Raw genomic sequence first — 24717 nt, 5'->3', positions numbered from 1 at the left:
TTTGTTCTGAAAAATCTCAGTGTATGTCTGATATATCAAACCTCACCGACCAAGATTACAAAGACGGACAAATTTTACTGTTTGATAAACCGTTGGGATGGAGTTCGTTTCAGTTGGTGAATAAGGTACGTTGGCTGATTCGTAAGAATCTGAATATCAAAAAGATTAAAGTAGGGCACGCAGGCACTTTAGATCCGCTCGCTACAGGTTTGATGATTATTTGTACGGGGAAGTTTACCAAGCGAATCCATGAGTTTATGGGGCAAGAGAAGGAATATACAGGCACGGTTATGCTAGGCGGAACAACACCATCGTACGATCTAGAAACGGAGGTAGATCAAACCTTTGCTACAGATCATATTACGGAGGAGGCTGTATACGCTTTCGCGAAAGCGTACCAAGGAGCCATCCAACAAAGACCCCCTATATTTTCTGCTTTAAAAAAAGACGGAAAACGCTTGTATGAATTTGCAAGAGCTGGGGAAGAAGTCGCTATTCCAACCCGAGAAATCATGATTTACGATTTTGAAATCACCCGAATTGCCATGCCAGAAGTCGACTTTAAAGTGCGTTGTAGTAAAGGAACGTATATCCGATCACTGGCGTATGATATGGGAAAAGGATTGCAAAGTGGGGCACATCTTACTGTATTAAAAAGAACCAAAATAGGTGATTATTCCGTAGATCAAGCACAAGATCTTGTGACGTTTGAACATAGTTTTGAGTCACGGGATCATAGCAAAGACTGTTAATCTCCTGTGTAGTATAGGAGATTTTGATTATTTTAGACACCTTATGAAGTTGAGTCATCAAGATAAATCTATGCTTATTACGTTTTCGGGCGCAGGCTTTTTGGTGCTTGTCTTTTTCTTTTTAGGCGTAAAACCGTATCAGAATCCGAATCCAGAAGAAACATTCATAGAGATTCCTGTAATCCAAGAACCGCTTGTAGAGGAAGCGCAGGAAGAAGAGGAAATTAAAAAACAGCTATCTACAGTTAAAAGTCACCAAGCGTATAACTCAAGTGAATTACGCAATGAAAGCAAGGAATTGTTTTCTGAAGATGATCTCATACGTAAAGCAATTGAAGAACAACAGTTATCTAGTGTAGAAGATCTTGTTGCCGAAAATGAAAAAGCACTAGAAGAAAATAAAAAGTCTCGCGAACTAGCCATGGCTGAACGCAATGAGCGTGTCCAGGCTCAAATTGAAGCAAGAGAGAAAGAACGCAATACTAAAAAGGGAAATAGGCAAAGCACAGTCTCATATAATTTGAAAGATAGGAATGCTGTTAAGATTCCTAATCCAGTATATACTTGTGATGCGTTAGGAAAAATTGTACTGAACATAGAAGTGAACAGTACGGGGACAATTACTAAAAAAGAATACAATAAAAAAGCATCCACTTCTTCCAATGGATGCCTAATAGATCAAGCACTCTTATATGCTTCTGACGCTTTATTTAATAGTACGTCTACAATTTCTCAGAAAGGAACGATTACGTTTAACTTTCAGGGGTAGTTATTCTAGGAAAGCGACTAAATTTTCTATCGTATTTTGACCTTTATCTTTAGTATACCAAACTTGTAAATCTTGTTTAAATTCAGGTGTGAGTTTTCCGTGTGCTTCTTTGTAATCATTGACGAGTTGGGTTGCTTCAGAGGGACGAGGCCCCCAATCTCCTAGAATCTCTCCAGAGGTATTATCTATAGCGATAAGTTTAGGAATAGAACGACTTCCATTGTATAAAAAGGCATCCATTAATTCTAGGTTTTCATCACGTAAGATCACTTTCAAGTCAATACCCTCAGAAAGTTCGGCTATTTTTTGCATCACAGGCATGGTTTGCGCTGCATCTCCACACCAACTTTCTGTAATGACAAGCCAAGTCACATCTCCTTTAAAACTGTTAATTTTTGCGATGTCTATTTCCTGTAATTTAATCGTTTTATCTAAGCGTTTCATCCGACGCTGATTCAACATGGTATAATTAGAAAGTGCTTCTGTCTGTTGAGGACCTGTACTTGTTCCTTGTCTCGCATGATGATCCATTAACAGTCTGAAATCTTCATAAGAAATCGCATTTGGAAGCGCTTCTTGAACGATTTGTTTTTTTGATTTTTCTATCATTTTTTTTATAATCTGTAAGACGACAAAGAAAAGACAAACTTACATACCTATTATTGTCTAAATGACACTTTTTATAATCAAAAATGGAATAATATGTAGAGTTCTATTTCTTGTTTTGTTTGACTGTAAGGATGCCCATACAGGCTTTTAAAGAAATAAGATTTCCATATTCCTTATGTCTATTTATCCTCTACAGGAGATAGAGGACTCCATACTAAAGCTTTTAAATTATCTTTATAAATACTATTAATTATATCTACTATGACAAAACACAAATGTGGCTGGTGCCTAGGCGACGATCTATATGAGGCCTATCACGATAACGAGTGGGGCACACCCCTCAGAGATGAAGGTTTACTCTTTGAATTTTTAGTGCTAGAAACGTTTCAGGCGGGATTGAGTTGGATCACTATTTTGCGTAAGCGAGAGAATTTTAGAGTCGCCTTTGATCATTTTAACTACAAACGTATTGCGCAGTATGATGAGAATAAGATTCATAGCCTGTTGCAAGATGCAGGGATCATCCGTAATAAACTCAAAGTGCGTGGTACTGTGACCAACGCAAAGTTATATATGGAAATTCAAAAAGAATTTGGTAGCTTTTCTAAGTACTTGTGGTCGTATGTGGATAACACGCCCATTCAAAATAGTTGGAATCATTATAAAGATTGTCCAGCAAATACTCCTCTGAGTGATCAGATCAGTAAGGACTTAAAAAAGCGAGGCTTTAAATTTGTGGGTTCTACCGTGATTTATGCGTTTATGCAAGCTATAGGAATGGTGAATGATCATGAAATTGGTTGTCATCGGTATAAGCCCCTCTCCTAAGTCCTCTCCCAAAAGGGAGAGAGGATTTTATGAAGTTTCTTTTTTCTTATGGAAAGCTTTTAGGAATGGGAGCTAGATATTTTAAGAATCTCTCTCTAGGAATTTCGGTAGCACCTAGACTCGCGAGATGATCGGTATACATTTGGCAATCTATAAGATGGTAATTTTCTTTTGTTAGCTTTCGCGAAAGCGTAATAAACCCTACTTTACTAGCGTTGCTGACTGTTGAAAACATACTTTCACCGCAGAAAACACCTTTCTCTTTGAGGTCAATACCATAGAGTCCACCCACCAATAGATCTTCTTGCCAAACCTCGACAGAGATCGCATGTCCCATCTCATGTAGTTTAAGATAGGCGGCAACCATTGCGTTGGTAATCCAGGTATCGTTTTGACCTTCTCTTTTGATACGTTTACAATCGAGAATCACTTCCAAAAATCGTTGATTATAGGTGACTTTAAATGAGTTGTCGCGTAACACTTTACGCATTGATTTTGATACATATACTTCTTGTGGTTTGACTACCATACGGGGGTCAGGACTCCACCATAAAGCCATCTGCCCTTCATTAAACCAAGGAAAAATACCAGATCGATACGCAAGTAGTAAGCGTTCAGGTTGTAGATCTGCTCCAACGGCAAGTAGTCCATCTTCTTCTGCTAGAGAGGGGTGTGGAAAGGCTAGACTGTCTGTGAGTATGTGCATATTATAACAATAATAATCCTAAAATATAAACAGTGCTTCCTACCATCATCAAAACGAGAGTATAAGGTAAAATCTCTTTCGCTTTTAATTTTGTAATACCTAGTAGCGGCAATGCCCAGAAGGGTTGTAGCATATTGGTAACTTGATCTCCGTAGGCAAGCGCCATAATAGCTTTGGGTAAAGGAACGCCTAATGATAGTGCACTTTCTATCACAATAGGGCCTTGTATTGCCCACTGGCCACCACCACTTGGAACAAAAACATTGACGAGTCCGGCACTGAAAAAGGTAAAAATAGGTAAGGTGGTTTCTGTCGCCACCGTAATAAAAGCATCACTGATCATCGTGACCATACCCGTACTTTTCATGATGCCCATAATACCAAAGTATAACGGAAATTGAATTAAAATCCCGCTAGCGCCACCAATGGATTCTTCAACGGCTTTGAGAAAATTTTTAAAATTACCGTGTAAAATAATCCCGAGTCCTAGCATTAGGAAATTAAGCATATTAGGAGATAATGATTCTCCATAATACCTAGCAAAAAAAGCAGTGATGCCTATAAAACCAAATCCTATAGCAAGGATTTTTGAATGATCTAGTTTGTCATTTTTTTCTTGGTCTTCAATAGTTTCTTTCGTGATGCTAAAATTAGGCAATTCGGTTGTTTTTCCATTTCGCGCAAGCAAATAAAAAGTAAAGGGAATGACAATGAGTAGGATACCAAATATGAGGAGATTCCACCAACTAAAAATAGTTTGCTGACTGGTAATAATTTCTGGGATTGAAGCGAGTTTTTCTGGTGAGATAATCCCATCCATCATATTGGTGAGATGTCCTTTTTCGGCTACTTTTAAAGGTGCAGATCCGCTCATGCCTCCGTGCCAGATCATCAGCCCAATATATCCCGAAGCACCTACCAGAGGATAGTTGATTTTAAAGCCTTTTTGTAAAGCAGCTTCTCCTACTTTACGAGCCATGATAGCGCCAAAGATGAGTCCTAACCCCCAATTAAAAAAGGCAACAAGCATCGTGGTTACACTTATTAACAATACAGCACTTATGGTATCTTTTGCATAAACAGTAATTTTAGAAATCAACCAGTTCATGGGTTTGCTTAATACTAATACGTGTCCTAGTACAAGAATAAGCATCATTTGGTAGGCAAACACCAAGAGATCGTTATTCCAGATGCCTTCTTCCCAAAATTTTAAAATGGTAATGGCATGTGAAGTTTCAGAAGGATTTTCTGTAAACAGTAGCGCTAATCCCATAGTGAGTAGCGTTAATAAAATAGCAATCACAAAAGGAGAAGGGATGTACTTTTGAAAAAGTGTTTCTATGGTTTTTGTGATGGGCATATTGGATTGCTTAATGAGATGAGAAAGATACTAAAAATGGGTTTAGCTATTTGCAATGAGATTGCTTGGTAAGAGCTTTATCTATAACAGGTATACCATTTTATCGTAAATGGTATTACGCAATAATTATGGAATAAAAGGTATTAAACCATAGATTCCGCTGGAAAAGCGAAATTAGTTCAACCACCTATTTTTTAGGGGTCTTTGAGACTTTACAAAACAGTGTTTCGCTAATAAAAAAACCCGTAGCTAAGGGGATAACTACGGGCGAAGTTGGAACTTTTAGGGGTTCCAAGATGATTACCTAAAACGGTAAATCATCATGATCTTCAGTGTTCAGATTGTTTGCAGGCTCAAAGGCATCTGCTGGAGGCATAGCTGGCATATCTGGAGCTCCTTGTGAAGCTACATCTTGCAAGTTCTCTATACGCCATCCTTGTATGCTATTAAAATATTTTGTCTCACCTTGTGGATTTACCCACTCACGACCTCGTAAGTTGATGCTTATTTTTACATTTTGTCCTACTTGGTAATTGTTGAGTAAATCTGTTTTATCTTGAACAAATTCCACCATAATGTGCTGAGGATATTGCTCTTCTGTTGTAACAACGATTTCACGTTTTCTGAATCCATTACTGCCGAAGGTTTGTGTCTCTCCGATCATTTTTACTTTTCCTTGTACTTCCATCTCTCAAATAAGAATTTAAAGGTGTAAATGTAGCTAAAAATTAGGGCTTTGCAAGGAGAACTTTCCACGCGTTATTCACATTCTTTTCAACGAGATACTCTTGTGCTTTTTTATGCAACTTATTTTGATTTCCAGTTTGTATTATTTTTTGTATTTCTGGATGTTCAGCAATGAATTTTGAGATCTCTTTTGCTGTAGGAAGTTCTTCTATATTACCCAACATTCCAAGGTCATTTCCTGTAAGTATAGTACTTAATCTAATGGCTTCAGGAACCTGATCTACTCCTATGCCTAATTGTACAATAGGTTTAGGAACTTCAAATAATCCTTGGTTGGCGCGGCTATACCAATTACCACCCATTCGGGCTACTTGATCCATTTTTAACGGGTCAATGTCTCCATTAGTATCTAAAACTTCCTCTTTTATATGAATTTTAACAATTTCACAGATTACAAGATTCCCTGCGCCACCTTCTGTACCCAGAGGCTTTACTTCTATCACCTTACATTCAAACTGCACGGGAGATTCTGCAACACGAGGTGGTTGCACACTTTCTGAAGCAAGCTCCGTAAGTCCAGCTTTTGTAAACTCATTGACTCCTTTTGGGTATGCCGTACTAGCCAGACTCATTTGTTGTACCATAGCATAGTCTACCATGTTTATGGTTGTTTCTGGTACTTCAAGTACATTGTCTAAGGTGTTTTTTGTAGAGTTATCTCGACCACTTCTAGAAGGAGAAAACACCAAAATAGGAGGGTTTGCGCCAAAAATATTAAAAAAACTAAAAGGCGCAAGATTTACATTGCCTTGAGTATCTATAGTACTAGCAAAAGCAATAGGACGTGGCCCCACAGCTCCCGTTAAATGCCCAAATAGTTTTGGAACAGAAATTTCTTTCGGGTCTATTGTCTGCATATAAAAGGTTTTTTCAAAGGTAGGAAAAGAGGAAATGCTATGAGAAAACTTTATCCAATCATTTTGTCAAATCCCCCTTATAGCAATATATACGATGTACTTATTTATTCCGTTTGTTGTTGAGAAGCAAAGTTTTTCCTTTTTCAAAGCGTATTTTTACGACTTTAATTCTATATTTATTAAAAGTGTTCTTTCATGAATTTTAGCCCAAAACCTCAATATGCGAGGTGGTTTATTATTATTTCTTCTTTGGTGATTACCACACTTATTCTGTGGAATGTCCTTTTATTTTTTGATCAACTTAAAGAGTCAGAACGCAGTAAGATGCAGATGTTTGCAGCGGCTAAAAAAGCCCTTGCTGAAACATCAGATATTTTGCCTACAGAAAAAGAAGCTCGCCAACTAGACGAGTCGTTAAGTAATTTATATCTATTAATCCTTTCTGAAAATAATACCATTCCCACACTTACCTATAATCTGGAAGAAGAAACCTATGATTATGTAAACATACCCAATGGTGATGAATTAACACAAGAAGAGTTAGCACAACTTGCGCAAGAATATGCACTCACTAATCAGCCCATAGATATTGTATGGGACGGTGTAAAATCAAACACGTTGTATTATGGGAATTCTCCCATTATTGCTCAGCTTAAATATTTTCCTATTGCCCTTTTGATTATTGTGATTCTATTTATAGCGCTGATTTATTTTTATTATTTAACCTCTAAGTCTTCTGCGCAAAATTTGCTTTGGGCAGGAATGGCAAAAGAAACAGCACACCAAATAGGAACACCACTCTCTTCCTTGGTGGGATGGACAGAAATTTTAAAGACAGAAGATGTCAATCCAGACTATATCAAAGAAATGGTCAAGGATATTGATCGACTGGAAACTATTACTGATCGTTTTAGTAAAATAGGATCGGTGCCGGATTTAAAAGTGGTTGACATTATTAAGGAAACCAAAGAGACGTTTGAATACCTAGAAAACCGAAGCTCCAAACTCATTAAGTTTACTATAGACTTGCCAGAAGGCGAACTACCCGTGATGCTCAATAAACAGTTGTACGGCTGGACTATCGAAAATATGTTCAAGAACGCCATAGACGCTATGAAAGGCAAGGGAGACTTAACTCTTGTCATTACCCGTGATGCCAATTATGCCAAAGTATTAATCTCTGATACAGGAAAAGGAATCCCCAAGAGTAAATTTAATAGCATCTTTGAACCTGGATTTACAACAAAAAGACGTGGTTGGGGATTAGGATTATCATTGGCGCGAAGAATTATCGAAGAGTATCACGATGGTAAAATAGGTGTTCTTAAAAGCGAAATAGACAAAGGAACCACCATGCAAATTCAACTTAAACTCGTTCACGATGCCTGAGTATCTAAAAAACATCAAAAAAATACTGCTTTCAGATAATTGGGCAACCTTACATAAGGTAACGTTTGATTACCGAGATTCTAAAGGAAACTGGGAACCTCAAGTACGCGAAGTCTACGATAGAGGGAATGGGGCTGCGGTGTTATTGTATAACGAAACATCAAGGAGTGTAATCCTGACGGAGCAATTACGTATGCCTACCTATTTTAACGGAAATCCAAGTGGGATGCTTATCGAAGTGTGTGCAGGCTTACTAGATGATCATGATCCAGAAACGGCTATTAAAAAAGAAATAGAAGAAGAGACCGGATACCATCTTTCTAAAGTAGAAAAAGTGATGGATTTATATATGTCTCCAGGGTCTGTGACAGAAACCGTTCATTTATTTATTGCCAGCTATACGGCAAAAGATAAAGTGAGTGAAGGAGGTGGTGTGACGACAGAGCATGAAGATATTTTGGTGCATGAGTACGCTTTCGCGAAAGCGTATAAAATGATCCAAACTGGTGAGATCAAAGATGCAAAAACCGTGATATTGTTGCAGTATTTAAAATTGCAGGGAATCTTAGCTTAAATGTGCTTGAATCTCTTTGATAAGCTGTTTGAACTCTTCTGAAGTCATGGAGGTTTTCTTCATAAAACGAGCATCTTCCATCGTTTGAAGCGGAATTAAATGCACGTGTACGTGAGGCACTTCAAGCCCAATCACACTCACACCAATACGCTGACAAGGCACTGCTTTTTCTAACGCAATCGCTACTTTTCTGGAAAACGCCATCAAATCCAGATACGTCTCTTCAGAAAGATCAAAAATACGATCTACCTCTTCTTTAGGAATACATAACGTATGCCCTTTGGTATTAGGATTTATATCTAATATTGCAATATGACGATTATCTTCGTGAATGATGTGTCCTGGAATCTCTCGATTGATAATTTTTGTAAAGATACTTGCCATACTCTTATCCTCTTTTGATTTCTATAATATCAAATTTCATCACACCACTAGGTACTTGGATTTCGGCAACATCGCCTACTTTTTTCCCTAAAAGCCCTCTTCCTATAGGAGAATCTACAGAGATTTTACCCGTTTTGACATCAGCTTCATTTTGAGCAACAAGCTTATACGACATTTCCATGCCGTTAATCTGATTTTTAATTTTAACGGTAGAGTGTACCAGCACTTTACTAGTATCTAGTTGAGATTCATCTATAATACGCGCATTAGAAGCAAGTTCTTCTAGTTGTGAGATGCGCATTTCTAACATTCCTTGTGCTTCTTTTGCTGCATCATATTCTGCATTTTCACTCAAATCGCCTTTATCTCTAGCTTCAGCAATATCTTGAGATGCTCTAGGACGTTCTACATCTCGTAAATGATTGAGTTCATCTTTAAGTTTTTTTAAACCTTCGGCAGTGTAATAATTTACTTTACCCATATTCTGTATTTTTAAATGCCTTTTAGATAGGCTTCATTGTATTATATAAGAATTCCCGACGAGCCGGGAATAAAAAAATCCCACTTTCGGGATTTGCCTTACGAATATACAAAATATTTTACTTGCTTCGTCGTTTTGTAGTAAATTGCGACTTTAAAGAGGTGCGCTTTCGCGAAAGCAAACCCAGTCACATAAATAATTATAGATACCTAGATTAATGCGTACTACCCTACTTTTTTGTTTTGTTATATTGCTATTATTTGGATGTTCATCAGATGATGATAGACGTTCCAACAATCCTTTTGTTGTTGATATTGGTTTTAGTATTCAGTTGGGAAATATTGATGCATTAGATTTACAAATTCCTAGTAATCCAGTATATGTTCCCAATGGTGGTGTGAGAGGTGTGTTTGTCATCAATACAGGAAGTGGGTTAATGGCTTGGGAAGCAACAGATCCTAATCATAGCCCTAATGAATGCTCAACAATGGTGATAAATGGTATTGAAGTGGTCTGCCAGTGTGATGATGCACATACTTATAACCTTTTTACAGGACAAGCCGCAGGTGAAGTATTGGACTATACCATGGTTAATTATCGAGTAGAACAAAGTGGCGATGTGATTATCGTCTCTAACTAATCATTCGAAATAGTAATAAGAAAATAAAGCCCACTCAAACGAGTGGGCTTTTATATGTTTTAAAAGTAAGGTTTCTGACTTAGAATTTTAAAGTAGTCCCAACTAAGAAGTTAGTACCTGCTTGTGGATAAAAACCTGCGCCTTCAACGGTTGTAATTTCTCCAGGAACACTAAAATCATCATCGAACGTAAAGAAGTACCCATTTGAGATAAATCGCTCGTCAAATATATTATTCACCAATAGATTTAATGTAATTCCTTTAAAAAAGGCGACTTCTCCTAATTCGTAGGTTACATTAAAGTCATTTACAAAGTAACTATCTAATAGCGAGGTAGGGCTGTCTATATTTCCTAGGTATTGCTCTCCTACAAATTTGGATAGGAATTGAAGGGTAAGTCCTTTTACAGGGGTGTACTGAAGTGTATTCCCTACTACGATATCAGGAGAGAATGAGATATTGGTGTCTCCAAGATTTTGTAATACCCCATCTCTTTGAAATAAGAAATCTCTATTCTTATTTGCACTCAGCGCAAGATTAGGATAGACACTTAATTTTGGAGTTAGTTGTACCGCAGCTTCTATCTCTACACCTGCTCTATAACTCTGACCACTATTTGTACGTATGGGGGCGCCTACATTGTCAATACCAGAAACAACTAACTGATCACGGAAACCCATATAATATCCGTTTATATTTAGTTTTACTTTAGCTGTATTGTATCTCCATCCTAATTCAAAGTCATTAAGACGTTCGGGTCTTGGGTCTCCATTTTCAAAATCAGTACGGTTAGGCTCACGATTGGCACGTGCATAGGAAGCATAAAATTGATTTTCATCATTTAGTTTATACGTAACCCCTGCTTTAGGATTGAAAAAACTATAGGATTCATCTACGATAAATTCTGCTACATCAGAGTTGATGCCGTCTGTCTCATAGTTGATAAATCTTCCTTGAAGATCTCCATACACGCTCCACTGATTGTTTACTTTGTAGGTTGCTTTCGCGAAAGCGGAAAACTCCCCCTTTTCACCTGTACCAAAATAATAGTTGTCACCTATTTCAGAATCGCTTGCAAAACGCGCCCAAATCACTTCACCAAAATGATCTCCATCATATTGGCTCCAAAATAAACCAGAGGTGAAATCCCATTGAGTGTCTTTGTAATTAACGTTCGCATTTACCACGTAAAAATCGTTGTCCAACCAACGACGGCGTATCAAATCTGTGGTTTCAATGGTCTCGCCACCAATTGTAATAGGAGTCAGTCCATAAAAACTAAAGTCGTCATCTTCTTCGTATTCTTCAAAGAATCCACGTCCATAGGTGTAATTGAAACTAAGATTGGTACTCCAATTGTTATTATATCTTTGATTCCAGTGTACTTGGTAGTGATCTTGTTTGTAATCATCTACTTGATTTTCATGAAATCTAATATTCCCATCTTCATCTGTAAATTGTCCCGCAGGGTTAAATGTTGGGTTATTTTCAGCTGTTTCTCTATCGACACCAAACCAAGATTGATACGTTACTTCAGATCCTGCAAAATTAATCACTTTAATTAGGGTATTATCGTCTTTATAAGCAGCTTGAAGAAAGTATGACTTTAGATCTGAGGAGGCACGATCTATAAATCCATCTGATTTGATTTGTGATAAACGTCCAGAGATTTCAATGTGATCATTTAAAAGACCTGTACTAAACTTTACATTATGGCGTCTGGTACCAAACGATCCAAAAGAGTGTGCTGTACTTGCAGAGGCTTCGTCAGACACTGCATCTGTTAGAATGTTTAAGCTTGCTCCAAAAGCACCTGGTCCGTTTGTGGAGGTTCCTACACCACGTTGTAACTGTAGATTTTCTATAGAAGAGGTAAAGTCCTGAAGGTTGACAAAAAAGCTGGTAGCACTCTCCGCATCATTATACGGAATTCCGTTGATGGTGACGTTGATTCCCTGATTCCCTGTCCCTCGCACTCTAAACCCTGTATATCCAATACCTGCTCCTGCATCTGAGGTGGTCACGACATTGGGGAGGAATTTGATTTGAGTGGCAATATCTTGTCCTAAATTACGCTCTGCTAGTTGTTCTTTACTGAGGTTGGAGTGGGTAATAGGAGAGTCGGCATTGACACGTACGGCGCGAACTAAGACCTCATCTAATGATTCTATTTTATCATCAAGTTGAATATCCAATACAGAATCTTTTGTAACTCTAATACTATATTCAATTTCTTGACCTATCGTACTAAAAACAAGTATATGAGAACCCCTTGTTAATTCAATAGTATACTTACCACTAAAATCTGTGGTTACTTCATTTGTTGCTCCTTTTTTGGTCACACTTACTCCCGAAAGAGGACCATTTAAGTCACTTACAGTTCCAGAAACCGTGTAGGTTTGACCGAACGTAATTGTTGCACATAGTACAAAAATAATAGTGAGGATTTTTTTCATCCGTAGTGTTGGTTTGTTAAGAATAAAAAGGGTAATTATCCTGATTTTTAAATAGAAAATACCCATACAAACGCACGGAATTGAAGAGTGGTTTCTCTTGCGAAAAACATCTCGCCGGCACAAAGAATTCAAAAAGCCAGCACGTCTGCTCGCTCCTCTTTAAAATGTCTATTGGACATGTTAACTCGGCCGTCCCTAAACAGCATTATCTGTTCTAGGTTCAATGGGTATAATCTCAGCCAATCAAAGTTTAAATTTAGAAAAAAGAGCGACGAAGTTTTTCGTCATTCGGTGTTCTACATTTAGTATTTGAAATAGCACCCCTTTGAGATGATACAAAAGTACTATGTAAAAAAGAATAAAATGTAACTTATTGGAAAAAAATAACGAAGAATAAAAATCATTGACTATAAAGTATGAGGTATGCCTCCGAAAATAGTCTTAAATTTTGGGGCAAGCTTTGGGAATTAAACCCTTGGCTATCGCTCTGCGATTAAACTCGCATTATGCATTAGAAAATCTATTACAACTTGAATAAGCTTCAAAATATGCCATTACACTACCTTTTTGAGTTAACCATAGCGATGCTATGCTAAAACTCAGAAAACACCATATTTTATTGCTTCTTCAAGCTTCATCACGAAGTTCTAATGCATAATGCGGATTAAAAATTTGGTTTTTTTCGGTTGGATTTCTTTTCAGAATGCTGTTTTTTAGAGGCTAATCGTTTGACTTTTGAGGAATAGGAAGGTCTTGATTTCTTACGTCTTTTAGGTGGTGTAACGGCTTCTTCTAGAAGTTCAAAAAAGCGTTTGGTGACGTGTTCTTTGTTTTTAAGTTGACTTCTTGTTTGTCCAGAAGCAAGAATGAGTATTTGCTCTTTGGTAAGGCGATTGTGTAGTTTTTCGCGTAAGCGTACTTTTTGATTTTCAGAAAAAACCTGAGAATCTTCTAGTGACCAATAAAGCTCTACACGTGTACTTGTTTTATTGACGTGTTGTCCTCCTGGACCGCTACTTCTAGTGGCTTTAAAAGTAAGTTCAGTAAGAAGGAGTTCTTTGTTCACAGGTGTTTTTTATCATTTAGAGCGTATTCAGAACACACTTATAGGACAATTATTTTACCTGATGTGCAGGCTTCAATAAATCATTTACCGTCTTTACGGGGTTAAATGTAATAAGTGGAACCTCTACAAAAATAGTGTTCCAGAATGCCATAGCGCCGTTCCAAAGCCCTGGATGTTCTAATGCCTTTATGGGTTTTCCTGCGACTGTTTTGTGCGTAATAAAACCTGCTTTTGGATCTATAAAGTTGGTAAGATCATATTTCTCTCCTTTGTAATTTTTAATGCCACACACAATATCTACAGGGTTAAAATGGGTGGCTTTAGCAACAATGCTTTGTTGATGTTTGTTGTTAGGGTCTATCTGTACGCTCTCTACGATTTGTAGGCTGATACGACCACTTTCATGTTTTACCCAAAAAGGGCCCCCTCCAGGTTCACCTTCATTTTTCACCATCCCGCATACCCGTATGGGTTTATCAAGTTGCTCTCTTAGGTATTCGATTTGATATTTTTGGGAGAATTTCTCAAAATCTGTAGCGAGCTTTAAGCTAAATTCATTTTGTAAGAAATGGACAATATCTAAAATTTCAGATTCAGAGATCTCATGATCATCCATTTGTTGTAAGAAGTCGTATGCTTGTTGTTGCAGTTTTAAAAGTTTACCTGCTAGTACTTTTTTGTAGTAAGCAACTTCTTTCTCATACGTGTGAACGACGACATTATCTATATTTTTTATAAAAATAATATCGGCTTCTTGCTCATTCAGGTTTTGAATTAAAGATCCGTGACCGCCAGGTCTAAATAACAAACATCCGTTTTCTTCTCTAAAAGGGACATTTTTTTTTGTGACTGCAATCGTGTCTGTCGCAGGAGATTGAAAGGAATACGTAATATCAAATGTAGTATTTGTTTTCTGCTCAATACATTTTTGAGATTTGGAAAACTGAGCTTTAAATTTTTGATAATGTTCTTTTGAAATGGTAAAATGTAATCGAGCAGTGGCTTTTGTTTTTGTATACAATGCAGCTTCAAAAAGGTGTTCTTCAAAAGCAGAAGCATTATGAGACTTGTATTTGTGGAACGGGAAAAGACCTTTGGGTTTGTTTCCAAAATTAAGCCCCTCTTCTTCCAACATGGTTTTTACAAACCGAATACGATTGAGGTTAACATCCGCTTGGTCATTTTCATCATACGTTTTTTTGAGTTGTTCACGTACTTTTTTATAAAATGGAAAGCTATCTAAACCAACAAAAAATAAGCGTAATTCCTGAGCATTGTTTCTATTAATGTAGGCGTTTACTGTTTCTTGAGCAGGGTCATAATTTTCTATAAACTCAAATAAAAACTTAAACATACGAGTGGCTGCTCCAGATGCAGGAATAAATTTGAGCAGGTCTAAGGACTCTTTTTGTTTTTCAAAATGTGAGATAAATGCTTGCTCTTCTTCTTGGGTATAACTGTAGATACCGTGACCAATAATAGCAGGATCTCTTAAATCTATATAGGGTAAACCTTGCTTAAACAGCATGATTTGTTCGAATACTTGTTCTTGAGAGATTCCCTTTTTTAAGAGCGTGTCGGTATCTTTCTGCGTAAAATTCAAAATACGAATTGGTTTATAGTTTTAGTAGCGAGTTGCATGCGCTCTTCTACAGAACCTTTTAACAAAATATACGGTCTGTTATTGTGTTCTAATGCAATTTTAAAATGATCAAACATTTCTTGTCGTCGTTCAGGACGATCTCTTAAATCATCAGATTCCCATGGGGTGTCAATATAGGTTAAAAGATACAAATCATAGGTATTTTTTAAGGCATACTTGGTCAATAATTCTGGACACCAACTTTCATAATAGGCTTCGCTATATACCTTGGTGGTCAATAAATCGGTGTCGCATATTAGTAGGGGTGCTTGTGTGGTTGAGGCTTTATTTTCAAGTTGCATTTGTCCTGCAGCAATGGGAAGCAGATCTTTAGGTCTGCATATTTTTTGCTCTTCATCCCAAAGTTTTTGAAGATATTCTCGGGCATATTCAGGAACTAATGGTGCGTTGTAATGCTGAGATAGCTTTCGCGAAAGCGTACTCTTCCCACTACTCTCTGGACCAAAAATGCAGATTTTTATGCAGCTACTGGGTTGTTGTCTAAGTGTTTCTTCCATGCGAGATATCCTTGAATAGCAAGGATGGTAAAGATTAAATATTGTAGTGATAACATTCCTAAACCTCTATAGGCATAGAGTGGGACTGTGATGAGGTCTGCAAAAATCCAAAGGGTCCAGTTTTCTAGTTTCTTGTTTGCCATATACCACATAGCGGTAAAGAAAATACCTGAGGTAAAGGTGTCTATATAACTTGGAATATCCATGTCTCTTCCATCCCATAGATATACCATATAAGTGATACACATCGTGGCAACGAAAAGTCCAAAGCCTATCCATTTTTCTTTAGCATTTGTTCTAGAAATAGGAACGGCGAGTTTATTATTCTTTTTTCGAGACCAGTTCCACCAACCGTAAATACTCATGACAGAGTAGTAAAAATTCATCATCATATCACCAAGGTATCCTGCTTTCCATAGTAAATATACGGTAATGACTGTAGCAACTAGTCCTGTAGGATAGACGAGAATATTTGCTTTTTTGGCATATATTACACTGAGGATTCCAAATATAAAAGCGATCCCTTCTAAGATAATCATCCACGTAGGAGTTGCTTTATAGGCGTCTATAAAAAAATCAAAAATCTGCGACATAATCACTGCGATCTGTTTTGACAATCTTGATTTGGAATAAGCCAATCTCGATACTGGAAAAGCTATTCTTTATCTCTTTGGTAAGCATCTCCATGACAGCGTCGTACTCTCCATACACTTGAGTGGATAACGGATTTTCTAAAACCGTGAACCCCGAAGCTCTTAGTTGCTTAATAAACGCAGTAATAGCTGGTTCATAATTATCTTGGAGGGGAGTGAAGGTAAGTTCTACAGATATATTCATTTTTATTCCCGCGAAAGCGGGAATCTCATCCCGATCGCATTTAAGTTTTTAGTTAACTATTTTTTTTCTTCAAACACGTGAAAAGTAACTCCCATTCCATAATGACGAAATCCCGACTTGATAAGATTTGAGTTCTCATTGTACGTCTCATCAAATACTTGCCATTTCTTATTGTTTAAGAAAATGCGACGCACATACGTTTTTTGCAAAGGAAATTCATTAGTAAAAGGAAGTAATGGTCTAAAAGCAGTTGATATTTTTTGAATCCCTCGCTTTGTTTTTATTTCGCGGTATTTTTTGGATTGCATCAATTTTCCATTATCATCTGCATATCCTAGTACTTGTAACGAAGCAAAAATCCCTTCTTCTGGAATAAAAATTTGCTTGGACTGAATATCAAGTTCAAATATTTTTTGAGTGTCTTGATCAATAGCAAAGACTATTTTTTCATGAACTATAGCTTTACCGGGTAGACCATTATCATTTTTGTAAAACTGAATTCTAAAAATCGTAGCAAATTTCCCTTTTCCTTTGGATTTATATTGTGTTTCTGCATTAATAGGAAGTAAAATTTTGGCAATTCGAGTAGACTCGCCCTCGTATCTTTTAAACAAGACAGCGACTTCACTCTCTACGGTAGGTAACCAAGAGGTGTGTATATCTTCGTGAGTAACGGGCTTTTGCTTTTTGGTTTTATATTTCCCTCGTTTGGGAGCGGTGACAATCACTTCAGAAAGCTCACTTGCCTCTGGTTGTAACGCAATTGTCGTAGGAATTTCTTTGGTGCTAAATCCTTTTTCTGTATACCCAATAGCCGAAATATGTAAGGAGTCGATATCGGGATATTTTTCTTTAGGGAAATCAAAGACACCATCTTCTCCTGCAAAAGTCCCTCGCCCATCGCCAAAAGAAATTGTAGCAAAAGAGATTGGAACCTTAAGTACCTCATCAATCACCTGAAATTTTTGAGCCATTATTGGCAGTGAGATGAATAAGAATAAGAGGGTGATTTGTAGTTTCCTTTTCATGGTATAAAAATAAGGCTTTCTATGTGATTGGAGCTATGTCCAACGATCCTCTTCAAAAGCAGTGCCAACAACCACTAGGGTGGCTCCCGCTTGATAGGCATCTTCCATTGCTTGTTGTGATCGGATACCGCCTCCTACTATCAAAGGGATATCTATCGCTTCTCGTACCGATTTTATAATTTGAGAAGCCACTGGGTGCTGTGCGCCACTTCCTGCCTCTAGATAGATACATTTTTTACCCAAATATTGTCCCGCTAGTGCTGTGTGTACAATATGATCTAGATTCTTTTGGTCTATGGGTATCGTGTTGCTTACGCGTTGTACAGCGGTTTCTTTGCCTCCGTCTATCAGAATATACCCTGTTGGAATCACTTCAAGATGGCTTTTTTTAATATGAGGTGCTCCTTTTACTTGTTGTCCGATCAGGTATTCAGGATTACGTCCAGAGAGTAAGGATAAAAACAGAATTCCATCGGCTTTAGGAGTGATCTGAGTATAATCACCAGGGAAAAGGATGATGGGTAAAACTGTATGTTGTTTTAATAAGGCAACAACCGTTTCTATGGTTTTGGATGCATTGGTACTTCCACCTACAAATATATGTGTAGTTTGGGTTGGGATTTTTTCTATATACGCTTTCGCGAAAGCGGACTCCACCACAAACTTATCAGGATCGATAAGAATGGCAAGTAATCGCTTTCCTTGTGTCTGTGCTAAATGAATGTGTTGGTATAATCTCATGAAACACGAAAATACGGAATAAGCATCATACACGTTTGAGTTATTATCAAGGAACAAGAAGTTAGAAGAAAGCGATATTTAGTGCATTTTCATTCTTAAATCGTTAAATTCAATAGCCATATACACACGTAAATCCTTCGAACTCTAGGAAGAAAATATCATACTGAGAAGTTGTTGCATTGTAAGTGACGGTTGCAGTTGTTTTTTCGTCATCAAAATAAAAATCCTGTACATCAATATGATTCAAAAAACTCAATCCTTCTTGTGCATAGAGTTTATAAAGTGACTCTTTAGCACCCCATACGATGGTGAGTTTTCGGATCACGGCATCTGCATTGGCAAGCGTGCTATATTCTTCTAATGGTGTAAATTTATGTGCGATTCGTAATATTTTATCGCGTTGCATTTCGATATCAATACCTACTTTCTCATCGCTTACAATAATCCCAGAAAATGTATAGGAGTGTGTAATAGAAATATATTTATGATCGGTAAGATGCGGTTTGCCTTGGCTATCATAATACAAATCATGGTCTGTATACCCTGCTTCTGCGAGTAAGTGACGTACACTCATAAAGCCGCGTCTATGTAATTCAGACCTCATGTGATCAAGCCTGTTTAGACTATTTTGCGTGAGTTTTGAAGTCTGCTCCTTTACATCATTCAGTGTTGCTAGTAGGGTATTAAAGTCCTCTTCGATCTTCCAAATATAGACGGTTGTGTGCGGGTTTATTGTTATAGTTTTGTAAAGAGGCATGAGAACTGTAAGATATTACGTAATTTTGCACGCAATTTGCTATAATCAAAGATACTAATAATGAGTACAAAAACAGCACCGTACGTACCGTACAAAGTAAAAGATATTTCATTGGCAGCTTGGGGTCGTAAAGAAATCGAACTCGCAGAAGCAGAAATGCCAGGATTAATGTCTCTTCGTGAAGAATACAAAGATGAGCAACCTCTTAAAGGAGCCCGTATTGCAGGATGTCTCCACATGACCATTCAGACAGCCGTATTAATTGAGACCCTAAAAGCACTTGGAGCTGAAGTAACTTGGAGTTCTTGTAATATTTTCTCTACACAAGATCAAGCAGCAGCAGCGATTGCAGATGCTGGAATTCCAGTGTATGCTTGGAAAGGAATGAATGAAGAAGAATTTGATTGGTGTATTGAGCAAACCCTTTTCTTTGGAGAAGATCGCAAGCCATTAAATATGATTCTTGATGACGGAGGAGATTTAACAAATATGGTTTTAGATCGTTACCCAGAACTTGCTGGAGACATCAAAGGACTTTCTGAAGAAACAACAACAGGTGTTCACAGACTTTACGAGCGTGTTAAGAAAGGAACATTACCTATGCCTGCTATAAACGTAAACGATTCTGTTACAAAATCAAAGTTTGATAATAAATACGGATGTCGCGAGAGTGCAGTAGATGCGATCCGTCGTGCTACAGATACCATGCTTGCTGGAAAGCGCGTTGTGGTTTGTGGATATGGAGATGTAGGTAAAGGAACAGCCGCTTCTTTTAAAGGAGCAGGTTCTATCATAACCGTTACAGAAATCGATCCTATTTGTGCGTTACAAGCTGCGATGGACGGTTTTGAAGTTAAGAAATTAAATACTGTGATTGGTAATGCAGATATTGTAATTACTACCACAGGAAACAAAGACATCATACGTCCTGAGCATTTTGAGGCGATGAAAGATAAAGTGATTGTTTGTAACATTGGTCATTTCGATAATGAAATCGATATGGGTTGGTTAAATAAAACACACGGAGCAACAAAAGACGAAATCAAACCACAGGTTGATAAGTATACGATTGATGGGAAGGACATTATCGTTCTTGCAGAAGGTCGTTTAGTCAACTTAGGATGTGCAACAGGACATCCTAGTTTTGTAATGAGTAACTCATTCACAAACCAAACACTGGCTCAAATCGAACTTTGGAAAAACAGTGATAATTACAAGAACGAAGTATATATGCTTCCTAAACATCTAGATGAGAAGGTAGCAGCATTACACCTTTCACGTCTTGGTGTAGAGCTTGAAACACTTTCTACTGAGCAAGCAGAATATATTGGTGTGACTGTAGAAGGACCATTTAAGCCTGAGTACTACAGATATTAATCACTTAAGAAGGCGACTGAGTGTTTTTTTTGAAGCGTAGTGAAAAAAAATCTATCGAAGTCCCGCTTTCGCGAAATTCTATAAAAACACCCATACTTTAATACGTGTGGGTTTTTTAACTAAACATTTTAACTAGATTCAAATGAAAAAGACATTTTTAAAAATTAGTATTTTATTTTTTGCATTGGTATTTGTTACCTCGTGTAGTAGTGATGATGATGGACCTACAGAAGCGGCGACAGTTAAATTTAGAGCCACTGTAGGCGGACAAAATTTACGCACAGACAATGTAAGTGGTGTGCTTTCTAACAATGGAGGTAGACTCACTGTGGCGGCTGTAACAGATTTCGGATCTATTACCATTAGTGTAGGTTCAGGAGATGTAGACGCTCCAGCGGTTACAAATCAAACGTATGTAATTAATAATACAGGAACAGCTGGAATAACCCTTAACTCTGGTGGTGCTATCTATACGTCAAACGCAGATCTTGGTGGCGAAATCATTATTACGAATATTGATCTTACTGAAAATACCGTTTTTGGTTCTTTCAATACGACTTTGGTAAATACATTAGATAGTGAGGATACACTTACGGTGACAAACTCATCATTATTTAACGTAGGTTTCACAGTAGATTAAAAAGCTATCATACTATTTTACAGTAAAAGCCCTCTTTTTGGAGGGCTTTTTTTATGATGCATGAGTTCGCTTTCGCAAACCTACCTCCGATAAGCAGGAGTGTATTAAACCCATTACAATATGGATTTTAATTTTATAATAATTCAAACGACTTTTTTTCTCAATAGATACTATTGGTTAACAAGCGTAAGCACAGCACTTTCATTTGTATCCAGACTTGTACGTGTGGTAATGAGGTTAGTGCCGTCTAGAATCTCTACTTTCACAGTATTAGGCGCAGAATCTCCAACATTTAAAGCGGTGACTTTTATAGTCGTAAATTCTTTTGTGATGGTAATAGGGATTTCCTTTTTCTCTCTTAAAATCGAATAATTTTCTAAGATGAGTTTTCCATCTACATAGAGGTTGATACGATCATCGTCTACTTTTCCTGCATCATAAATAGAAATAATGACATTCTTTGTCTTCGTAAAAACGTTAAGATTTTCATTTTTCTTTATAACACTCATCGTAAGTGTGTCTAAGGTTCGACGCATACTCACTTTGTCTTTTACCTCTTGAGAAATCTTTTTAGATTTCTGTACTTTAGTATCAAACTTTGCAATCCGTTCCTCTACTTTACGGGCATTAGATACGATAATAAGTCCATCACGACAAGGTTTTCCATCTGGATACAATCCTTTGAAATTTCCGCTAAATGCTTTATTTTTTTTGAGATTTCGTAATTTACCCTCAAAATTAATCAGGCACATATCAAACTCAGTAATAGGCGACTTGGTATATACAATATTATACTCCTGAAAAATTAGTACATTTTCATCTTTATTATACGTCCCTTTTATATTAGATTTAGTTTCATGTTTACCTCCTATATCACTCAAAGAGTAGCCATCTATCTTACCGTCAACCTCTTCAAATGCTAACCTGTAAGAAATAAAAGAAGTGTCGTTAAGCTTTATGACACCTAGATATTCGTAGGCAGGAGATTGTGAAAATACACTTGTAGAAAAGCAAAGGAGTACTAAAAATTTAAATAAGAGTAGGTTGCGCATAAATTTTTAACTAAATTTAAAATGTCTAATTTAATCAATTTAAAATATGAAACTTAAAATTATTCTTTCTTTTATGTTATTGCTTTTTGCTGTAACAAACACGTATGCAGGTTTTCCTGTAACTAGAGTAGCAACTCCTGTTACTGCTGAAGTCACTGATGAAAATACTGCCACTGCTGATGAGTTGGTTTCACCAGCTGCAGTTGCAGCAGATCGTCAACTTATAGCTATTTTATTATGGTTATTCTTAGGAGGATTTGCAGCACACCGTTGGTATTTAGGAAGTCCTATTGGATGGAATATTCTATTCATCTTAACAGCAGGATTCTTTGTTGTAGGATGGGTGATTGATGGTATTGATATTCTCACAGGAAATTATCCTGGACTATAAGTCAATATTTCAGTACAAAAAAGTCCTTTGAGTATTCTCAAAGGACTTTTTCTTTGGATTATTTTTAACAATCAATTATATCTTAATCTGTCTGTCTATCTGTTGATCTAGTGAAATAAACGTTTCTGTTCTAGAAACCCCGTCAATCGCTTGAATTTTTTTATTGAGTAAGTTCATAAGGTCTTCATTGTTCTTACATAAGATTTTAATTAAGATAGACCAGTTTCCTGTTGTATAATGACATTCTATGACTTCAGGAATATCTTCTAGTTGGCGTACAGTGCGTGCATTATTTGCTGCTCTATCTAAAAAAACACCTATAAAAGCCATCGTACGATAGCCTAATACTTTAGGATCAATAACAAATTTTGATCCAGCAAGAAGCCCCGATTTTTCAAGCTTACGTAATCGCTGATGGATTGCAGCTCCAGAAATCCCTACTTTACGGGCAATCTCAAGAATAGGTTTACGTGCATCTGTCATAAGTTGACGTAAAATAATCTTATCTATCCCGTCGATGATGAGTTCGTCGTTTTTTATTTTCACAAGGTTGTTTTTAAATGATCTCTATATACTTACAAAGGAATATTTCCGTGTTTCTTTTTAGGGCGTTTTACCTTTTTATTTTCTAACATACTAAAGGCTTTTATTAATTTACGTCGTGTATGCTCTGGAAGGATCACTTCATCTATAAATCCGCGTTGTGCGGCACGGTATGGATTTGCAAATTTTTCGGCATATTCATGTTCTTTTTCGAGTAGTTTCTGAGTAGGGTCACTAGCTTCTTTAATTTCTTTTCTAAAGATAATTTCACTGGCGCCTTTAGCTCCCATGACGGCAATTTCTGCACTTGGCCACGCATAATTCAAATCGGCACCGATGTGTTTGGAGTTCATCACGTCATACGCACCTCCATACGCTTTTCTTGTAATCACAGTCACTCTAGGTACGGTTGCTTCACTTAATGCATACAGTAGCTTTGCTCCGTGGACAATGATTCCATTCCATTCTTGATCTGTACCTGGAAGAAAACCTGGTACGTCTACCAGCACTAATAATGGAATATTGAAACAATCACAAAAACGGGTAAAACGTGCTGCTTTTTTTGAGCTATTTACATCCAATACCCCAGCCAGATACATCGGCTGATTTGCAATGATTCCAATACTACGACCTCCTAATCGAGCAAAGCCTACAATAATATTTTCTGCATAGTCTTTATGAATTTCATAGAATGATTCTTCATCTATAATCCCTGTGATTACCTCATGCATATCATACGGCTTATTCGCACTGTCTGGTATGACCGAGGCTAATTGTTCACGGACTTCATCTTGTAATTGGAAAGGAAATTTTTTTGGTGTTTCTTTATTGTTTTGAGGTAAATAACTTAATAGGGATTTAAGATCTTCCAAACACTGTGCATCATTAGCAGACGTAATATGTGCCACTCCTGATTTTACCGAATGTGTGCTTGCACCTCCTAACTCTTCGGATGTGACTTCTTCATTGGTCACTGTTTTTACCACATTAGGTCCAGTAACAAACATATAACTCGTATCCTGAACCATCATGGTGAAATCGGTCATGGCAGGTGAGTATACAGCACCTCCAGCACAAGGCCCCATAATCGCAGATATTTGCGGAATCACACCTGAGGCTTGTACATTTCTATAAAAGATATCGGCATAACCTCCTAGTGAGCGAACACCTTCTTGTATACGCGCTCCTCCAGAGTCGTTAAGTCCAATTAATGGCGCACCGACTTTCATCGCAAGATCCATAATTTTGCATATTTTTTCGGCATGAGTTTCCGAAAGAGCTCCTCCAAAAACGGTAAAATCCTGTGCAAAAAGATAGATCAATCGACCGTTTACGGTACCGTATCCTGTAACTACGCCATCTCCGTAATAGATTTCGTCTTGCATTCCAAAATCAGTCGTACGATGCGTAACTAGAATACCTATTTCTTCAAAAGAACCATCATCTAATAAGTAATGAATCCGCTCTCTTGCAGTTAGTTTTTTCTTTTCGTGTTGTCGCTCAATACGTTTTTCGCCACCGCCTAAATGGGCAAGGGTAATTTTTTCATTGAGTGCTTTTATTTTTGAATCCAT

The 24717-nt window shown here is 37.3% G+C and carries 28 protein-coding genes; 9 read left to right on the top strand and 19 right to left on the bottom strand.

The features are described 5' to 3' along the window. Window positions 1-23: 23 nt before the first annotated feature. Both truB and Q0505_RS15230 read left to right on the top strand, forming a co-directional pair. Entirely contained in the window at window positions 24-752 is a 729-nt protein-coding gene (gene truB, locus Q0505_RS15235; RefSeq protein WP_299214588.1) for a tRNA pseudouridine(55) synthase TruB, read from the top strand. Then, window positions 709-1521: a hypothetical protein gene (locus Q0505_RS15230; protein ID WP_299214585.1), complete on the top strand. Its 813-nt coding sequence runs from the start codon at window positions 709-711 to the stop codon at window positions 1519-1521. Before truB ends, Q0505_RS15230 begins: the two co-directional genes overlap by 44 nt. Here Q0505_RS15230 and Q0505_RS15225 read toward each other — a convergent pair whose 3' ends face one another. Beyond that, window positions 1522-2130, bottom strand: a complete 609-nt coding sequence (locus Q0505_RS15225; RefSeq protein ID WP_299214583.1) for a thioredoxin family protein — start codon at window positions 2128-2130, stop codon at window positions 1522-1524. A 261-nt stretch (window positions 2131-2391) separates the two neighbouring features. Between Q0505_RS15225 and Q0505_RS15220 the strand changes: the two genes are divergently transcribed. Further along, window positions 2392-2958, top strand: coding sequence for a DNA-3-methyladenine glycosylase I (locus Q0505_RS15220; RefSeq protein WP_299214580.1), 567 nt, complete (start codon window positions 2392-2394; stop codon window positions 2956-2958). A gap of 46 nt (window positions 2959-3004) precedes the next feature. Here the strand turns inward: Q0505_RS15220 and aat are convergent, their stop codons facing one another. From aat to Q0505_RS15200, 4 genes are all read right to left on the bottom strand, one after another. Then, window positions 3005-3664: a leucyl/phenylalanyl-tRNA--protein transferase gene (aat, locus tag Q0505_RS15215; protein WP_299214578.1), complete on the bottom strand. Its 660-nt coding sequence runs from the start codon at window positions 3662-3664 to the stop codon at window positions 3005-3007. 1 nt (window position 3665) lies between these two features. After that, window positions 3666-5024 carry a TIGR00366 family protein gene (locus Q0505_RS15210; RefSeq protein ID WP_299214576.1) on the bottom strand — a complete coding sequence of 453 codons (1359 nt, stop codon included), beginning with the start codon at window positions 5022-5024 and terminating at the stop codon, window positions 3666-3668. A gap of 304 nt (window positions 5025-5328) precedes the next feature. Then, window positions 5329-5712: a DUF3127 domain-containing protein gene (locus Q0505_RS15205; protein ID WP_299214574.1), complete on the bottom strand. Its 384-nt coding sequence runs from the start codon at window positions 5710-5712 to the stop codon at window positions 5329-5331. A 40-nt stretch (window positions 5713-5752) separates the two neighbouring features. Beyond that, window positions 5753-6628 carry a flavin reductase family protein gene (locus Q0505_RS15200; RefSeq protein ID WP_299214572.1) on the bottom strand — a complete coding sequence of 292 codons (876 nt, stop codon included), beginning with the start codon at window positions 6626-6628 and terminating at the stop codon, window positions 5753-5755. A 195-nt stretch (window positions 6629-6823) separates the two neighbouring features. Between Q0505_RS15200 and Q0505_RS15195 the strand changes: the two genes are divergently transcribed. Together Q0505_RS15195 and Q0505_RS15190 are read left to right on the top strand one after the other, a co-directional pair. Next, entirely contained in the window at window positions 6824-8017 is a 1194-nt protein-coding gene (locus Q0505_RS15195) for a HAMP domain-containing sensor histidine kinase (protein WP_299214569.1), read from the top strand. After that, complete coding sequence (locus tag Q0505_RS15190; protein WP_299214567.1) at window positions 8010-8591, top strand: NUDIX domain-containing protein; 582 nt, start codon at window positions 8010-8012, stop codon at window positions 8589-8591. The genes Q0505_RS15195 and Q0505_RS15190 overlap by 8 nt, the downstream gene beginning before the upstream one ends. Here the strand turns inward: Q0505_RS15190 and Q0505_RS15185 are convergent. Together Q0505_RS15185 and greA are read right to left on the bottom strand one after the other, a co-directional pair. Continuing rightward, window positions 8583-8975 (bottom strand): HIT family protein, encoded by a 393-nt coding sequence (locus Q0505_RS15185; RefSeq protein WP_299214565.1) that lies wholly within the window; start codon window positions 8973-8975, stop codon window positions 8583-8585. The two genes, Q0505_RS15190 and Q0505_RS15185, sit on opposite strands and share 9 nt — an antisense overlap. A 4-nt stretch (window positions 8976-8979) precedes the next feature. Then, a complete protein-coding gene (greA, locus tag Q0505_RS15180) occupies window positions 8980-9456 on the bottom strand; it encodes a transcription elongation factor GreA (protein ID WP_299214563.1) in 477 nt (158 codons plus the stop codon). A 217-nt stretch (window positions 9457-9673) separates the two neighbouring features. Here greA and Q0505_RS15175 point away from each other — a divergent pair, with 217 nt between their 5' ends. Continuing rightward, window positions 9674-10096, top strand: coding sequence for a hypothetical protein (locus Q0505_RS15175; protein ID WP_299214560.1), 423 nt, complete (start codon window positions 9674-9676; stop codon window positions 10094-10096). Window positions 10097-10175: 79 nt separating this feature from the next. On the opposite strand, the gene Q0505_RS15170 is transcribed toward Q0505_RS15175, so the two are convergent. From Q0505_RS15170 to Q0505_RS15130, 9 genes are all read right to left on the bottom strand, one after another. Next, the gene (locus Q0505_RS15170; protein ID WP_299214558.1) at window positions 10176-12551 is read right to left on the bottom strand and encodes a TonB-dependent receptor; all 2376 of its coding nucleotides are present in this window, start codon (window positions 12549-12551) and stop codon (window positions 10176-10178) included. Window positions 12552-13215: 664 nt separating this feature from the next. Next, window positions 13216-13617 carry an alternative ribosome rescue aminoacyl-tRNA hydrolase ArfB gene (gene arfB / locus Q0505_RS15165; protein WP_299214556.1) on the bottom strand — a complete coding sequence of 134 codons (402 nt, stop codon included), beginning with the start codon at window positions 13615-13617 and terminating at the stop codon, window positions 13216-13218. A gap of 49 nt (window positions 13618-13666) precedes the next feature. Further along, a complete protein-coding gene (locus Q0505_RS15160) occupies window positions 13667-15220 on the bottom strand; it encodes a DUF4301 family protein (RefSeq protein WP_299214553.1) in 1554 nt (517 codons plus the stop codon). Next, entirely contained in the window at window positions 15217-15777 is a 561-nt protein-coding gene (locus Q0505_RS15155) for an ATP-binding protein (protein ID WP_299214550.1), read from the bottom strand. The genes Q0505_RS15160 and Q0505_RS15155 overlap by 4 nt, the downstream gene beginning before the upstream one ends. Further along, the gene (gene pnuC / locus Q0505_RS15150) at window positions 15738-16370 is read right to left on the bottom strand and encodes a nicotinamide riboside transporter PnuC (protein ID WP_299214547.1); all 633 of its coding nucleotides are present in this window, start codon (window positions 16368-16370) and stop codon (window positions 15738-15740) included. The genes Q0505_RS15155 and pnuC overlap by 40 nt, the downstream gene beginning before the upstream one ends. Beyond that, the gene (locus Q0505_RS15145; protein ID WP_299214544.1) at window positions 16354-16614 is read right to left on the bottom strand and encodes a hypothetical protein; all 261 of its coding nucleotides are present in this window, start codon (window positions 16612-16614) and stop codon (window positions 16354-16356) included. The genes pnuC and Q0505_RS15145 overlap by 17 nt, the downstream gene beginning before the upstream one ends. Window positions 16615-16670: 56 nt before the next feature. Continuing rightward, on the bottom strand, window positions 16671-17642 hold the full coding sequence (locus Q0505_RS15140) for a carboxypeptidase-like regulatory domain-containing protein (protein WP_299214542.1): 972 nt from the start codon (window positions 17640-17642) through the stop codon (window positions 16671-16673). A 33-nt stretch (window positions 17643-17675) separates the two neighbouring features. After that, window positions 17676-18383: a geranylgeranylglyceryl/heptaprenylglyceryl phosphate synthase gene (locus Q0505_RS15135; protein ID WP_299214539.1), complete on the bottom strand. Its 708-nt coding sequence runs from the start codon at window positions 18381-18383 to the stop codon at window positions 17676-17678. A gap of 109 nt (window positions 18384-18492) precedes the next feature. Further along, window positions 18493-19140: a 4'-phosphopantetheinyl transferase superfamily protein gene (locus Q0505_RS15130; protein ID WP_299214536.1), complete on the bottom strand. Its 648-nt coding sequence runs from the start codon at window positions 19138-19140 to the stop codon at window positions 18493-18495. Window positions 19141-19200: 60 nt separating this feature from the next. On the opposite strand from Q0505_RS15130, the gene ahcY reads away from it, so the two are divergent. Together ahcY and Q0505_RS15120 are read left to right on the top strand one after the other, a co-directional pair. Beyond that, window positions 19201-20517 (top strand): adenosylhomocysteinase, encoded by a 1317-nt coding sequence (gene ahcY, locus Q0505_RS15125; RefSeq protein ID WP_299214532.1) that lies wholly within the window; start codon window positions 19201-19203, stop codon window positions 20515-20517. Between the two features lie 142 nt (window positions 20518-20659). Next, entirely contained in the window at window positions 20660-21157 is a 498-nt protein-coding gene (locus Q0505_RS15120; protein WP_299214529.1) for a DUF6252 family protein, read from the top strand. A gap of 170 nt (window positions 21158-21327) precedes the next feature. Here Q0505_RS15120 and Q0505_RS15115 read toward each other — a convergent pair whose 3' ends face one another. Continuing rightward, window positions 21328-22209 (bottom strand): hypothetical protein, encoded by an 882-nt coding sequence (locus tag Q0505_RS15115; protein WP_299214526.1) that lies wholly within the window; start codon window positions 22207-22209, stop codon window positions 21328-21330. A 46-nt stretch (window positions 22210-22255) separates the two neighbouring features. Here Q0505_RS15115 and Q0505_RS15110 point away from each other — a divergent pair, with 46 nt between their 5' ends. Continuing rightward, on the top strand, window positions 22256-22600 hold the full coding sequence (locus Q0505_RS15110) for a TM2 domain-containing protein (protein ID WP_299214523.1): 345 nt from the start codon (window positions 22256-22258) through the stop codon (window positions 22598-22600). A gap of 75 nt (window positions 22601-22675) precedes the next feature. On the opposite strand, the gene Q0505_RS15105 is transcribed toward Q0505_RS15110, so the two are convergent. Both Q0505_RS15105 and Q0505_RS15100 read right to left on the bottom strand, forming a co-directional pair. Beyond that, entirely contained in the window at window positions 22676-23146 is a 471-nt protein-coding gene (locus Q0505_RS15105) for an Lrp/AsnC ligand binding domain-containing protein (RefSeq protein ID WP_299214520.1), read from the bottom strand. Between the two features lie 29 nt (window positions 23147-23175). Next, window positions 23176-24717 (bottom strand): acyl-CoA carboxylase subunit beta, encoded by a 1542-nt coding sequence (locus Q0505_RS15100; RefSeq protein ID WP_299214517.1) that lies wholly within the window; start codon window positions 24715-24717, stop codon window positions 23176-23178.

Source organism: uncultured Dokdonia sp., from assembly GCF_937910895.1.
In the GTDB taxonomy this organism is placed as follows: Bacteria; Bacteroidota; Bacteroidia; order Flavobacteriales; family Flavobacteriaceae; genus Dokdonia.
The sequence above is the reverse complement of the archived record's forward strand: the minus strand, read 5'-3'. Positions and strand labels throughout refer to the sequence as shown.